This window comes from Planktotalea arctica, assembly GCF_002105285.1.
Classification (GTDB): Bacteria; Pseudomonadota; Alphaproteobacteria; order Rhodobacterales; family Rhodobacteraceae; genus Planktotalea; species Planktotalea arctica.
In genome coordinates, this window is record NZ_MUHR01000011.1 from 75,887 (window position 1) to 89,657 (window position 13,771).

The window sequence follows — 13,771 nt, forward strand, 5'->3', positions numbered from 1 at the left end:
GGTAGTTAGGCGGCACGCCGCACTTGTCAAAGGAGTAGCATGATGGCTTTTGATCCCGCAACGCTGACATTTAACGAGGCCGGTCTCATTCCCGTGATTGCGCAGGCCGAAGGGTCTGGTGAGGTGCTGATGATGGCCTGGATGAACGCACAGGCCGTCGCGCGCACGATTGAGAGCCGCAAAGTGACTTATTGGTCGCGCTCGCGCAGCGTATTCTGGGTGAAGGGCGAAACATCGGGTCACGTTCAGGAGTTGGTTGATCTGCGCATGGATTGCGACAAGGATTGCTTGTTGGCCATCGTGCGCCAGAGCGGACCTGCCTGTCATACCAATCGACGAAGTTGTTTTTATACATCTATTTCTGAAGGTTCCGAGGTGGAATTGATGTCGCCAGAATAGGGGCGCTGCCCCCGGCTTGGCACAGCCAAGCCTCCCCCGAGGTATTTCTGGACCAGAAAAGCATAGGGTGTCAGAGCCCTATCATCTGGCGAATATCCAGCGGTGTGCGCCCCTCGATGCGGTAGGCTGCGATTGCGCGGGCATCATCGCGTTTGGCGAGGCGTTTGCCGTTTTCGTCGCGGATCAGCGGGTGGTGTCGGTACTTTGGGGTTGGATAGCCGAGCAGGCGTTGCAGCAGAATATGGATGAACGTGGCCTCACGCAAATCTTCGCCGCGGATCACATGAGTGATGCCTTGATCTGCATCATCGCACACAATCGATAGATGATACGAGGCTGCCATATCCTTGCGCGAAAGTACGACATCGCCGATTTGGGCGATCATTTCCAACGCTGTTTTTGTATAGTTTTGATTGGATTCTGAAAATGAAATATGTTTTATATCAAATAATTGAAGGGACTTTTTCATATTCAGCCTGAGTGCAGCATGTTTGGGCATCACTCCCTCGGGATCGCAGCGACAGGACCCAGGATAGATCACGCCATCCGGCCCGATCAGCGGCGCACCTTCTTGCGGGGCATTGGCGGCGGCTTTGATATCGGCGCGTGTGCAGGTGCAGGAATAGAGCAGGCCTTTTGCCCAAAGACGTTCCAAAGCAAGGATATAGTGCGCGCTGCGTGCATGTTGCGACCAGATCGGACCATCCCAAGTGACGCCAAGCCAGCGCAGGTCGTCTTGGATTTGCAAAGCCCACTCCGCGCGGGCGCGGCTTTGATCGATATCATCCATGCGCAGGTAAAACTGGCCAGCGCTCGCGCGTGCGGCGCTGTGTGCAAGCAAGGCAGAATATGCATGGCCAAGGTGCAGTGGCCCGGTAGGACTAGGCGCAAAGCGCATTTTAAATTTCACGTTTTTTCAAGCACATATACTTTGGACTTCATGTTGATACCCGGCAAATGATCACCGTAATTTTCGCTTAGCAATATCGCAGATTTACAGGAAACGCTTGCGTAAAGCCGCTGTTCGAATGCTGGGATTTTCAGCGTGCTGTCATTGAAGGATAGAACGAATTTACCACCCGTTCCAAGCGCACCGAGCAGCATATCGAAGACATCGATCGGGGCCGCGCCAGCACCGATGACGCCAATTGCGCTGATTGCGGCGTAATCACCGCGTCGCACGGGAAATGGAACATCGGGATCTGACAGACTCAGGTTGCGATAGAGTTGTTTTTCGCCCGCGCGATCAAGCATGCCTTGCGTCAGGTCGATGCCGTCGATCGTGCTAAATCCAGCCATCGACAGGGCAAGACCAGACAGGCCCGTACCGCAGCCGAAATCAAGGATTGGCGCATCAAAATCAAGCGTAACCGCTTGCAAGGCCTCGGCGCAGCGGCGCGGCGTTGCATAGCCGTTCTGGCTTACCTCGGCCTCGTAGCTCGCAGCCCAGCGGGAATAAAGATCACGCGTCGCAGCGATGCCAGCAGTGTTGTAGGCTTTGTCCAAGAATGTATCGCTCATGATCAAAAGCTAACGGCGCAGCCTACGCCTGTCTAGCTTTGCGCACCAAGCCAGTCGTCCCAAGCCGCTTTGGCGCGGTCTGTGTAGGCTTTGTAGCGATCCGTGCGACCGCGGCGACCACCCTTTAGGCCATCAACAGGGCGGAACAGGCCAAAATTGACGTTCATCGGCTGGAACGTTTTTGCATCTGCACCGCCTGTGATGTGATGCACCAGCGCGCCTGTGGCAGTATCCTGCGGCAGATCGGGCAGGATCTCACCCTTGATTTCAGCAGCGGCCAAACGACCCGCGAGCAGGCCCATGGCTGCGCTTTCTACATAGCCCTCAACACCAGTGATCTGCCCTGCAAAACGAATATGAGGGCGCGATTTTAGGCGCATTTGACCATCGAGCAAAGTAGGTGAGTTGAGAAACGTGTTGCGATGGATGCCGCCAAGACGCGCAAAACTTGCATTCTCAAGTCCGGGTATTGTTTTGAATACAGCAGCTTGTGCACCATACTTCATCTTGGTCTGAAAGCCCACGATGTTATAAAGCGTGCCCAGGGCATTGTCGCGGCGCAGTTGCACGACGGCATGGGCTTTGACGTCTGGCTGATGCGGATTGGTGAGGCCCACTGGCTTCATCGGCCCATGGCGCAGGGTTTCGCGGCCGCGTTCGGCCATAACTTCGATCGGCAGGCACGCATCGAAATATTTTGCCGTTTCACCTTCGTGGAACTCGGCCTTTTCGGCCTCGAGCAACGCATCGATGAAGGCCTCGTACTGCGCTTTATCCATGGGGCAGTTAAGGTAGGCGGTGCGTTCTTCCTCGGTTTCGCCTTTGTCGTAGCGCGACTGCATCCAGGCTTTGCTCATATCGATGCTATCGAAATAGAGGATCGGCGCGATGGCGTCGAAAAAGGCGAGCGCGTCCTGACCTGTCTCTTGCGCTATCGCTTCTCCGAGCGCGGACGAGGTCAGAGGACCGGTCGCTATGATCCAGTGGCCACTTGAAGGAAGCGCCGTAATCTCTTTATAATCAACGGTTATCAAGGGATGTGCTTTGATCTTGGTGGTAACGCCCGCGGCAAAGGCTTCGCGGTCCACAGCCAAGGCACCGCCAGCAGGAAGGCGATGCGCTTCTGCCATGTCCATGATCAAACCGCCCGCTTGACGCATTTCCCAATGGAGCAGGCCAACGGCGTTCTGCTCGGAATCGTCAGAGCGGAAGGAATTGGAGCAGACCATTTCCGCAAGGTCGCCCGACTTATGCGCGAAAGTTTCCACCTTCGGGCGCATCTCGTGAATGACGACGTTGACGCCAAGGTTTGCAGCCTGCCAGGCCGCTTCCGAACCGGCGAGCCCGCCGCCGATGATATGTAGAGTTTTATCCATGGCGCGCATGTAGGTCAGTGCGCGCCAATTAGCAAACTTTTAACTCGGATCCGATACAGGATCGAGAGGAAGATCAGAGGGAACACGATCCGGCACGCCAAGACGGCCATTGCGGCTAATCGGATCCTCAAGCGCAGAAAGGAACGCCATGAGTTGATCGATCTCAACCTCGCTGAGGTCAACAGGTTCGATTTCCGCAGCCATTGCGATGCGCAGAACTTCGGCCAGGTTTTCCATCGGCTCCCAGTCTTTGTCCTGTGCGCCAAGGTCGTGCAGCGTAGCTTGGCGGCGATCGTAATTGCCGAGACCCTCAAAGGGATCAAGGTGGTGTCGCACCATCGCTTCGAGGTCGCTATAGGCGCCATTGTGGCCGTAGGGCGCGCTTAGCGTAACATTGCGCAAAGATGGCGTGCGAAAGCGGTATTTGTCCGCGGCCAAGCCGGTGATCATACCGCGCCCGGCATCGGAATAAGCATCGTCTTTGCCGGGGCCGAATTGGGGCAGGCCAATGGCGTGAAAGCCGTGATCGGTCTGGAACTTGCCTGAATGGCAAGAGGCACAATTTGCCGGGCCGTAAAACAGCTCCATACCGGCAAGTTGATCAGGGGCAAGCGCATCGGCCTTGCCGCTTAGGAATTGATCGAACGGGCTGTCGGTGGCGCGAAATTCATAGGTGATGAACTGCGAGAGTGCATTGCCGATATCGGTGATGTGCAGGGGCGTATCCTTGCCGATGACCCAGTCGAAGGCCATGCGATATTCCTCGACCGCTTCGACCTTGTCGGTGATCTGCTGCCATGCGCCGTTGGGGCCGTGGATTTCTTCGGCGTCGATGGCGTCGGCAATCGGGTTTTCACCGGGATGGCCCGCCATTTCATCATGGCTTAGGATGGGCAGAATGTTCTGCGCTGCGAGGGGCGTGGCAACGGGACGTTCAAGCGTGCGTCCTTCGGGCATGGCAATACCGTACATCGCATCGCGGCTCATTTGCACGCGTCCATCATGGAACATCACGGAAAATTCGCGCGCACCAAGGTTAAAGAGTGCGGGAGCGTTGCGCGGAATGCGCGCTTTGGGCGCGTTGCCGTTCACCACTTCGCGCATGCGGCCAAGGCCAAGCCCGCCTTCACCGATGGAAAGCGACATCGCGTCGCCCGTGCCAAGAGCTGGGTGATGGCAGGTGGCGCAGGCAATATTGTCGTTGCCGGACAGAACCGGATCAAAGAACAACTGACGTCCGATGGCGACGATTTCGGCGTCCAGTGTTGGAAAATCAGATGGCAAGACTGGATTGGGCAGATCGGAAGCAGAGGCAATACCAGCGACAGAAGTGAGGAGAACGCTTTTGAGCAGATTTCGCATGGGGCACACCTTTGAGATCATAAAAATATCCCGCGCTGCAATACTCACGCGGATGTGATCAGGGTGATTGATGGGGGCTGCTGCGGCAAACCTGCTTTGGGAAACAGTGTTATACGTGAATGGAAACGCTGCACGTGAAAGCTGCGTTAACCTTAATATTTGCTAGGGTTAATCATGCTGGCAGATGTTTGGTGTTGCGTTAGTGCCGCGATCTACGCGACACAATCAAGGCGCGATTGTTTCTTTTTTTGAAACGGAGACGGTGGAATTGGTCAAACTGTTGCCGCCTAATCCTGCGTCCATTCAGGTGGACGTTTATCAAGAAAGGCGGCGATGCCTTCTTCGGTGTCGCGATAGAGCATGTTTTGCACCATGACCTCGCCGGTGAACGCGTAGGCTTCGTCAAGGGGCATATCCATCTGCTCGTAAAATGCGGATTTGCCGATTTTCACGGCCGCGCCAAGTTTGTCGGCGATGGTCTGGGCAAGGGCTCGGGTCTCGGCCTCCAGCGCATCGATGGGAACAACGCGGTTAATCAGACCGAGCGTTTCGGCGCGTTCAGCCTCGATAAAACTGCCGGTCGTGAGCATCTCGAAGGCCTGCTTGCGCGCGATATTACGGCTGAGCGCGACCATAGGCGTAGAGCAAAACAGCCCGATGTTGACGCCGTTCACGCCAAAACGGGTGCCCTGCGCGGCGACCGCTAGATCACAACTGGCGACCATCTGGCAACCTGCGGCGGTCGCGATACCATGTACCTGTGCGATCACGGGTTGGGGCAGGGCGCGGATTGTCTGCATCATGTGCGCGCAACGATCGAAGAGGTCTTTGAAATAGGCTTTGCCGCCGTCGCTCGCTTGCCGACCCGCTGTCATTTGCTTGAGATCATGCCCTGCGCAAAAAGCCTTGCCCGCACCGGAAAGAATAACTGCACGCACTTTTTCTGTCTCGCGCAGCTCGTCCAGTTGCGCTTGCAGCGCGCTAAGCATCTCATCGGAGAGCGCATTCAACCGCTCGGGGGCGTTCATATGAAGATGCGCAATCGCACCAGTGCCGCGACGTTCCAGAATTGTCATCTTGCTCTCCGTATCTGCTTGGGCAAACCCTAGAGCCAGAGTTGACGGGAGGGAAGCTATGGAACTGAAATTGGACGCAGCGGCATTGAGCGACATCATGCGCACCGAATTTTCGCAGGTGGCTGAAGATTTCGTGATCGAAGAGGTGATCCCGATGCAGGTCCGCGTGCGCCTTCCCGTAGCAGAGCGGCATTTGCGCCCCGGGGGTACAATCAGCGGTCCGGCTATGTTTACTTTGGCGGATGTATCAATTTACCTTGCTACAATGGCGATGATCGGTCCTGTGACATTGGCCGTTACCACGAATTGTAGCATTGATTTCATGCGCAAACCCGCCGCTGGCGTTGATTTGATCGCAACGGCGCGACTGTTGAAGCTGGGCAGATTGCTCGCGGTTGGCGATGTAATGATACATTCCGATGGCATGGACGCGCCTGTTGCGCGCGCCTCGTTGACCTATGCGATACCACCAAGATGAGCGCGGTTGAGGGCCAACTTTCCAGCCTTGGCCTTAAGGCAATCGGGCTGTTGATCCTCACAATCCTGTGTTTTGACGCCATGTCCATTCTGGTGCGTATTTTGTCGGCCAGCTACTCGGCGCAAGAGCTTTCAGCCTATCGCAACGTGCTTGGCATCTTTCCGTCACTGGTCTTGTTGATTTACACGGAGGAGTTGAAGTTTCGCGGTAGCAGCTTAAAGATCGAGCAATGGAAACTGGCGCTGTTTCGCGGACTTGTGGTCGCCGTCGCACAGATATTTTTCTACTCGGCGCTCGCGCAGCTTGAACTGGCCACCGTAGCGACGCTGGGGCAGACCAACGCCTTCTTCGTGGTGATCCTATCGGTGCTCTATTTGGGCGAAAAAGTAGGTGCCTGGCGCGTTGCTGCACTGGTGATCGGCTTTGCCGGAGTGGTCTGGATTTTGCGCCCGGGATCGGATGCCTTCACCCTCGCGGCCTTGCTGCCGATCGGGGCAGCGGCCTGCTATGCCTTCGCCATGGTAAGCGTTCGAAAGTTCGGCCCGCAAACCTCTAATGGTTTGCTGTATCTATATTCTTCCGCAGGATCTGCCGTCGGTGCTATTTTCCTTGCAATGTTCACAACCGAGTTTTCCCCGATCCATAGCATTGCCGATGGTGCGCTTATTTTTCTAATGAGCACAATCGGTGGCATCGGGGTTTTGTTGATGATGATCGCCTTTCGCATTGCCAGCCCATCTGTGCTGGCACCCTTCTGGTACTTCGGCATTTTGACCGCTGGACTGTTTGGCTGGTTGATCTTTGACGAAGCACCGCTGGATACGCTGTTCCCGGGCGTTTTGCTAATTGTCGGGGCAGGGGCGTTGATCATTTGGCGCGAAAAGCGGCGCACATAAAAAGCGGCGGCCCATGATAGTCATGAAGGCCGCCGAAGTAAGAGGTTCGTGAAACTTGGGAACAGTCCGAAGCGCAGTTTAGCTGCGCCAGAACCTCTTGTTCGCTTCGATATCCGCAGCATTCGGCGTCAGGCCGATATCACGCAGCAGACGGGGATCGAGGTGCTTGAGCGCGCCGCGTGTACGCGATTGACGTGCCCATTTGGAGCTTGTCACAGCAACGCTTACCGCCAGCGCCGCGAGCAGGGGCATCAGGCGTTGACGATCTGAAAAAGCAAGATCGGCTGAGATCAGAGCGTGAGTTTGTGACATGAATATTCCTAAAATTGTATTGACACAATATTGCTGACTTCCTAACCAATGGGTACAAAGTGAATCATTCCACGTCCACAGAAAGATTGTAATGAATACAATTTGGCTTCCCGAGATCGAAAGCCGTAATGGCCCCAAGTACAAAGCCCTTGCAGATGCCATTCGCGAAGCAGTGGCCAGTGGCACGCTAAAGGTTAAGCAAAAATTGCCCCCAGTGCGCGATCTTGCTTGGTCACTGAAAATCACCCCCGGAACCGTCGCGCGCGCCTACACGCTTTTAACGGACGAGGGCACGCTAGAGGCAGCCGTGGGGCGCGGCACGTTCGTGAGCGCGCCGAAACCTGCACCTGCGCACCCCGGCTTTTTTACGGATGTGATAGCCGCGCCGATCCAGACAGAAACCCACCCAGATGTCGTGCGCCTGACCTCGCCCTTGTTGCCGGACGTGGGGCAGGTGGCCCTGATCCAGAGCCTGATGGCGCAAGTTGCGGCCAGGCCGCAATCGGGCGTGATGCACTACCCCAATCGCACCACATTTCGCCCTGCGCGCGAGGCGGTGATCCACTGGCTGCGCGGCACCCCGCTCGGGGCGATTGATCAGGAAGATATCGTGCTCTCGCATGGCGGCCAGAACGGGGTGAGCCTTGCGATGCAAGCAATTCTACATGGGCCAGAGCCTGTCATACTGATCGAAGAGCTATCCTATCCGGGCTTTCGGCGCGCCGCTGCGCTGCTACGTGCCAAAGTAATTGCCATTCCGATGGACGAGCACGGAATGATGCCGCAAGCCATTGCTAATATTGCGAAAAACCACAATGTACAGGCTATCTGCACATCGCCCGAAGTGCATAATCCAAGCGGACTTTTCACTCCCGAAACCCGCCGCGAGGAAATCGTCGAAGTGGCGCGCGCGCATGACATCCAGATCATCGAGGATGATTGTTATCGCATGGGGGCCGCGCGCGCGCCGAGCTATCGCATGCTCGCCCCCGAGCGGGGATGGTATGTGTCCTCGATCTCCAAGACATTAACCCCGGCGCTGCGCATCGGCTTTGTGGTCGCGCCCAAGCCTCTGGTGCCTGCGCTGCGCCGCTCGGCAGAGCACGGTTTTTTCGGACTTGCCACGCCTTTGGCTGATCTAGCCGAACGCTTGCTAAGTGATCCGCGCGCAGAAACTTGCGCGCGCGATGTGAGCGCGGTGTTCAGCCAATATGCACAGACCTGCGTCAACCATCTTGGAGCCTATGACCTTACATGGCACGAAGATGTGCCCTTCGTCTGGTTGAAATTACCCGAGGGATGGCGTGCTTCTGCTTTTTGCCAAGCGGCCGAAGCACAAAAAGTGCAAATTCGCCCAGCCGAAGAATTTGCAGGGCGCGAGGCGCGCGCGCCGCATGCGGTACGCATCGCTCTCAACGCACAGATCGCCCATGACCACTTCGAAGCTGCGGTAATGCGATTGCGCCTGTTGCTCGACAATCCCCCCGAAAGGATCGGCGTGTGATGGGGTATTATTATACCTAATTTGCAAGCGATTGTTTTTACTATATAAATCGCAATTAACTGCGCTTGACGTGACATTCACGGCGCGTATAACCGCTTCATTCGGCGCGGGTCTCTCCGCGCCTCGTGATTCAAAAGACCTATAAGGGTATATGTCGATGAAAACCTTCTCTGCAAAGCCAGCAGACATCGAGAAAAAGTGGATCCTGATCGACGCTGAAGGCGTTGTTCTGGGCCGTCTTGCCTCGATTATTGCTATGCGCCTGCGCGGCAAGCACAAGCCGTCGTTCACCCCGCACATGGATATGGGCGACAATGTCATTATCATCAACGCTGAAAAAGTGCAGATGACCGGCAAGAAGCGCACGGACAAGCGTTATTACTGGCACACGGGCCACCCGGGCGGCATCAAGTTCCGCACTGCGGGCGAGTTGCTTGAGGGCGACTACCCCGAGCGCGTGTTGACCAAAGCGGTTCAGCGTATGCTGCCTGGCGGTCCACTTAGCCGCCAGCAAATGACCAACATGCGTGTCTACTCGGGCCCCGAGCATCAGCACGAAGCACAAAACCCTGAAGTTCTGGATGTGAAATCCATGAACTCCAAAAACACGCGGGTGTAAAAATGGCTGATCAAATCAATTCTCTCGAAGAGCTGAGCGCAGTTGCCGAAGACGTAGCTGTTGTTGTTGAAGCAGCACCTTTGCGCGAGCAGGTTCGCGACGAGCTCGGACGCTCCTATGCGACGGGCAAGCGTAAAGACGCAGTTGCTCGCGTTTGGATCAAGCCGGGTTCCGGCAAGGTCACAGTCAACGGCAAAGAGATCAACGCCTACTTTGCGCGTCCTGTTTTGCAGATGATCCTGAAGCAGCCTTTCACGGTTTCTGGCACGGAAGATCAATTCGACGTGATGGCAACAGTCAAAGGCGGCGGCCTCTCTGGTCAAGCTGGTGCGGTCAAGCATGGTATCTCCAAAGCGCTCCAGCTTTATGATCCCTCCTTGCGCGGCGCTTTGAAAGCCGCTGGCTTTATCACGCGCGACAGTCGCGTCGTCGAGCGCAAGAAGCCGGGCAAGCGTAAAGCGCGCCGTAGCTTCCAGTTCTCCAAGCGCTAAACCCGCTTCAGTATTGTTTTGCAAAGGGCTGCCATTCTGGTGGCCCTTTTCTTATTGAGCGCGCCTTAGGCGCGCACATTACAAGCATGACCTATTGGTCATGCATTTCGCCTCCGGCGGCGATACTTGAAGAAAGAGGAAGGGGACAGCCCTGCAAAAGACCATCCCCTTGGAAGCTATGCTTCCCCTTTCACGGTCATCGGCGTCGCCGCCTGTACCGCCCGTCTTTCCTCCCCGATAAATATTAAAAAAGCGTTTCCTCTTTCGATAAATATCGCCGCCGGAGGCAAACTGCGTGTCTATAGACACGCTAAACCTGCGCCGCGCTTTGCGCGGCTCTATTTGGTATCGGGATCAATCAGGCCCAGACCGCGCAGGTAAATGCCGATCGCGCTTTCCAAAAGATCTTCAGGCGGAAACGGGCTTTGGGTGCCGGGACTATTGCGCGCAAAAAGCTCAACCACACCGTGACTTAACGCCCAGATATGCGCGCTGAACATTGATGCGGGTGGGCGCTTGTCCGCTGGGATATGCTTGTTCAAATCTTCCGCGGCTTGCTCTAAAACCGCTCGCGCGCGCATAGAGACCAGGGCCAGTTCGGGCGTTCGGTTCACCGAAATACCACTTTCAAACATCGCGATATAATGGCCCGGGTATTTTCGGGCGAAGGCCAGATAGGCGCGGCCCGTTGCCTCGAATGCAGAGAGCGCGGAGGGTTGGCCTTTGTCGTAAGCGTATTGCATCAGATCGGCGAAAATCTCGTAGCCTTGGCGCGCAGCCTCTGCGATAAGATCTTCGCGACCCTCGAAATGGCGATAGACGGCTGCGGGGGTGACGCCCGCCTGTTTTGCAGCCTCCGATAAGGTGAAACCCGTCGGGCCTTTCATGCGGATCAGTTCCAGCGCGGCTTCCACCAGTGCTTGACGCAGATTACCGTGGTGATAGCCGCGTTTAGGCATCCCAAATCTCCGGCCCTGCGCAAATAGCGGGGTCAATTTGGCCCAGGGCTTTGGGGTCTTTATGGCTGTAATCGAACTGGCCTAGCACATGGCGGATCGCACTCAGGCGCGCGCGGCGCTTGTCATCCGAGCGCACCACCGTCCAGGGCGCGGCATCCGTGTGCGAACGCGCAAGCGTTTCTTGGATCGCGCCCGAGTAGGCGTCCCAGCGCTTCAGGCCCTCCACATCGATCCACGATAGTTTCCACTGTTTCAAAGGGTCACGCTCGCGCGCCATGATGCGGCGCAATTGCTCGGCGCGGCTCACGTTGAGCCAGAACTTCACCAGCGTAATGCCCTCGTTCACCAGCATGTCCTCGAATTGTGTGACCTGCGTGAAGAACGCCTCGCGCTGCGGCGGGGTGCAAAAATCGAACACTTGTTCGACCACGCCTCGATTGTACCAACTGCGATCGAAAAAAGCGATTTCGCCGCCCGCAGGCAAGTGGTCGATGTAGCGTTGGAAATACCATTGGCTCGCTTCGCGCTCGGTCGGTTTGGACAGGGCGATCACATTGGCCGAGCGCGGGTTCAGGTTCTCGCGAAAGCGTTTGATCGTGCCGCCTTTGCCGGCTGCATCGCGCCCCTCGAACACGATCGCAACGCGCGCGCCGCTCTCGCGCACCCAATGCTGAAAGCGCACCAGTTCGATTTGCAGCATCGCCATTTCTTTGTCGTAGGCTTTGCGTTTCATCCGCTCGGTATGGGGGTAGGCCGCGCTTAGGATGTCATCCTTATCGGCGCGCTCGATCGCGCGGCGGATATCGCTGGGCGCGGTGTCGTTGAAAAAGGCGCTAATGGCGCCGTCAAATGGCAGGTCCATGCTGCTCTCTCCCCAATGCGTTTGTCCCACTATGAAGGGCGCGCGCGATTATCGCAATCCGGCGCCGCGCGCTGCGCGCTCGATTGCAGCAATGACTTCAGGCTGCGAGACATGTTGCGGCATGTGGCCGACGCCTTGTAGTACGCTAAGCTGCGCATCCTGGATTTGATCGACAAGCAAGGCCGAGTGGATCGACAGGCCAACGATTGTATCGGTGTCGCCGTGCACGAGCTGGGTCGGCACAGCGATTTGGCCATAGCGCGGGATCAGTGCTTTGATATCGTCCAAAAGCCGCACGCGTTGGCGGGCGTTGGCAATCATGGTCTCGCGGCGCAGTGTGATGCCGGGGCCAAAATATTCAGCGTAGCCAGCGGGTTCGTCCTGAGGCTCGAAAATCTCTTCCAGCGCGCCGGCAACATAGGAATTTGGCACCCAAGCCGTCAATAAAGGAACAAAGAGCTTAGCCCCAAGGCGCGAGGAGGTGGCGCGGTAGAGTCGATCGACCGGAGTTGTCCAAAGGTTTGAAGGCGCAGCCAAAAGCACCAGCGCCGCTATATTTTCAGGGTGGTGCACCGCCCATGCCAGCGCAACTGCGCCGCCAAAGGATTGGCCCAGAACGATGGGATTTTTTGCCCCGAGATGTAGCGCAGCGCCCGACAAAAGCGCAGCCTGCTCCGCAAGGCTTTCGCCGCGTTCATGCAGGCGCGGTGTATAGCCAAGGCCGGGACGATCGAGCACGATCACGCGGTAATCGCTCTTGAGTTTATCCAGGAGGGAAAATGTGTAGTCGCGCGTCGAGCCGGAAGCACCGTGGATCAACACCAGATCTGGGCCGCTCCCGCGCACCACCGCATGAACGCGGTGACCGTTAACCTCGATGAACTGCCCCTCTGGTGGGTAGCCCGCCTCTGATGCGGCTTCGCGCGCGGCTGCACGCCACCATGTGAGGGCTGCGAAAACCGCCAGAAACAGCGCAGCATAGAGCGCGAATTTAAGCACCAATCTGCTCAAGATCGAAAGGCGTGCTTTGGTATATCTCGTTGATCCAATTGCCATAAAGCAAATGCGCGTGGCTGCGCCAGCGGTTCTGCGGCGGTTGGCTTGGATCATCGTTAGGGTAGTAATTCATTGGCACGTTTATGGCCGTTCCCTCGGCCACATCGCGATCATATTCCTGCTTCAACGTGCCGCTGTCATATTCAAAATGGTTAAATATATAGAGCGCGCGATGCTTTGGATCTTCCACCAAACACGGCCCAGCGGCGTCACTCGCCAGCAGCGTCACAAGCCCGTCGCCCGCATCGATCTCGCTTTGACGCATCTCGGTCCAGCGACTTACAGGGATCACGCAATCATCGGAAAACCCGCGCAAATAGGGCGAGGCATGGGCCAGATTGCGGTGGCGGAAACAGCCGAACGCTTTGGCCTCCAGCATATGTTTCTTGACGCCGTGAAAATAGTTGATCATCGCCATGCCGCCCCAGCACACGCCAAAAGTGGAATGCACGTGGCTTTGTGTCCACTCGAACACGTCGCGCAGCTCGTCCCAATAGGTGACATCGTCAAAGGGCAGATGTTCAATCGGGGCACCCGTGATGATCAGCCCGTCGAATTTTTCGCGCCGCACCTCGGAAAACGGGCGATAAAAGCTCTCCATATGTTCAGAAGAGGCATTCTTGGCCTGATGCTCGGTCATGCGGATCAGCGTCAGCTCGATCTGCAAAGGCGTCGCGCCAATAAGGCGCGCGAACTGGTTCTCGGTCTGGATCTTCTTCGGCATCAGATTGAGCAGCGCGATACGCAAGGGCCGGATGTCCTGACGCGCAGCTTGATCCTCGGAAACCACCATAACGCCCTCGCGCGAGAGCACGTCGAAGGCAGGCAGATCGGAGGGCAATTTGATGGGCATGATAGGT

At 56.7% G+C, this 13,771-nt stretch carries 16 protein-coding genes; 6 read left to right on the forward strand and 10 right to left on the reverse strand.

The features are described from left to right. Positions 1-42: 42 nt before the first annotated feature. A complete protein-coding gene (hisI, locus tag B9P63_RS11025) occupies positions 43-399 on the forward strand; it encodes a phosphoribosyl-AMP cyclohydrolase (protein ID WP_085309208.1) in 357 nt (118 codons plus the stop codon). Between the two features lie 70 nt (positions 400-469). On the opposite strand, the gene gluQRS is transcribed toward hisI, so the two are convergent. From gluQRS to B9P63_RS11050, 5 genes are all read right to left on the reverse strand, one after another. Further along, complete coding sequence (gluQRS, locus tag B9P63_RS11030; protein WP_085308715.1) at positions 470-1,309, reverse strand: tRNA glutamyl-Q(34) synthetase GluQRS; 840 nt, start codon at positions 1,307-1,309, stop codon at positions 470-472. Continuing rightward, the gene (locus tag B9P63_RS11035; protein ID WP_085308717.1) at positions 1,306-1,920 is read right to left on the reverse strand and encodes a class I SAM-dependent DNA methyltransferase; all 615 of its coding nucleotides are present in this window, start codon (positions 1,918-1,920) and stop codon (positions 1,306-1,308) included. The genes gluQRS and B9P63_RS11035 overlap by 4 nt, the downstream gene beginning before the upstream one ends. 32 nt (positions 1,921-1,952) lie before the next feature. Then, positions 1,953-3,296, reverse strand: a complete 1,344-nt coding sequence (trmFO, locus tag B9P63_RS11040; protein ID WP_085309210.1) for a methylenetetrahydrofolate--tRNA-(uracil(54)-C(5))-methyltransferase (FADH(2)-oxidizing) TrmFO — start codon at positions 3,294-3,296, stop codon at positions 1,953-1,955. Positions 3,297-3,335: 39 nt separating this feature from the next. Beyond that, positions 3,336-4,658: a cytochrome-c peroxidase gene (locus tag B9P63_RS11045; RefSeq protein WP_085308720.1), complete on the reverse strand. Its 1,323-nt coding sequence runs from the start codon at positions 4,656-4,658 to the stop codon at positions 3,336-3,338. A 287-nt stretch (positions 4,659-4,945) separates the two neighbouring features. Then, positions 4,946-5,773, reverse strand: a complete 828-nt coding sequence (locus tag B9P63_RS11050; protein WP_281252346.1) for an enoyl-CoA hydratase — start codon at positions 5,771-5,773, stop codon at positions 4,946-4,948. A gap of 19 nt (positions 5,774-5,792) precedes the next feature. Between B9P63_RS11050 and B9P63_RS11055 the strand changes: the two genes are divergently transcribed. Continuing rightward, the gene (locus tag B9P63_RS11055; RefSeq protein ID WP_085308724.1) at positions 5,793-6,212 is read left to right on the forward strand and encodes a PaaI family thioesterase; all 420 of its coding nucleotides are present in this window, start codon (positions 5,793-5,795) and stop codon (positions 6,210-6,212) included. Continuing rightward, positions 6,209-7,108 (forward strand): DMT family transporter, encoded by a 900-nt coding sequence (locus tag B9P63_RS11060; protein ID WP_085308726.1) that lies wholly within the window; start codon positions 6,209-6,211, stop codon positions 7,106-7,108. The genes B9P63_RS11055 and B9P63_RS11060 overlap by 4 nt, the downstream gene beginning before the upstream one ends. 78 nt (positions 7,109-7,186) lie before the next feature. On the opposite strand, the gene B9P63_RS11065 is transcribed toward B9P63_RS11060, so the two are convergent. Continuing rightward, positions 7,187-7,420: a DUF1127 domain-containing protein gene (locus B9P63_RS11065; protein ID WP_245830638.1), complete on the reverse strand. Its 234-nt coding sequence runs from the start codon at positions 7,418-7,420 to the stop codon at positions 7,187-7,189. 91 nt (positions 7,421-7,511) lie between these two features. On the opposite strand from B9P63_RS11065, the gene B9P63_RS11070 reads away from it, so the two are divergent. The 3 genes from B9P63_RS11070 to rpsI all read left to right on the forward strand — a co-directional run bounded on the left by B9P63_RS11070 (position 7,512) and on the right by rpsI (position 10,034). Next, on the forward strand, positions 7,512-8,924 hold the full coding sequence (locus B9P63_RS11070; RefSeq protein WP_085308728.1) for an aminotransferase-like domain-containing protein: 1,413 nt from the start codon (positions 7,512-7,514) through the stop codon (positions 8,922-8,924). A 157-nt stretch (positions 8,925-9,081) separates the two neighbouring features. Next, entirely contained in the window at positions 9,082-9,543 is a 462-nt protein-coding gene (rplM, locus tag B9P63_RS11075) for a 50S ribosomal protein L13 (protein ID WP_085309214.1), read from the forward strand. Positions 9,544-9,545: 2 nt separating this feature from the next. Then, a complete protein-coding gene (rpsI, locus tag B9P63_RS11080; RefSeq protein WP_085308730.1) occupies positions 9,546-10,034 on the forward strand; it encodes a 30S ribosomal protein S9 in 489 nt (162 codons plus the stop codon). A 338-nt stretch (positions 10,035-10,372) separates the two neighbouring features. Here rpsI and B9P63_RS11085 read toward each other — a convergent pair whose 3' ends face one another. Genes B9P63_RS11085 through metA form a run of 4 tightly spaced genes read right to left on the reverse strand, consistent with a single transcriptional unit; the run spans position 10,373 to position 13,764 of the window. Then, positions 10,373-10,993 carry a TetR/AcrR family transcriptional regulator gene (locus tag B9P63_RS11085; protein ID WP_085308732.1) on the reverse strand — a complete coding sequence of 207 codons (621 nt, stop codon included), beginning with the start codon at positions 10,991-10,993 and terminating at the stop codon, positions 10,373-10,375. Then, the gene (ppk2, locus tag B9P63_RS11090; protein WP_085308734.1) at positions 10,986-11,855 is read right to left on the reverse strand and encodes a polyphosphate kinase 2; all 870 of its coding nucleotides are present in this window, start codon (positions 11,853-11,855) and stop codon (positions 10,986-10,988) included. The genes B9P63_RS11085 and ppk2 overlap by 8 nt, the downstream gene beginning before the upstream one ends. 48 nt (positions 11,856-11,903) lie before the next feature. Beyond that, positions 11,904-12,866 (reverse strand): alpha/beta fold hydrolase, encoded by a 963-nt coding sequence (locus B9P63_RS11095; RefSeq protein ID WP_245830639.1) that lies wholly within the window; start codon positions 12,864-12,866, stop codon positions 11,904-11,906. Further along, entirely contained in the window at positions 12,847-13,764 is a 918-nt protein-coding gene (metA, locus tag B9P63_RS11100) for a homoserine O-acetyltransferase MetA (RefSeq protein ID WP_085308738.1), read from the reverse strand. The genes B9P63_RS11095 and metA overlap by 20 nt, the downstream gene beginning before the upstream one ends. Positions 13,765-13,771 lie beyond the last annotated feature (7 nt).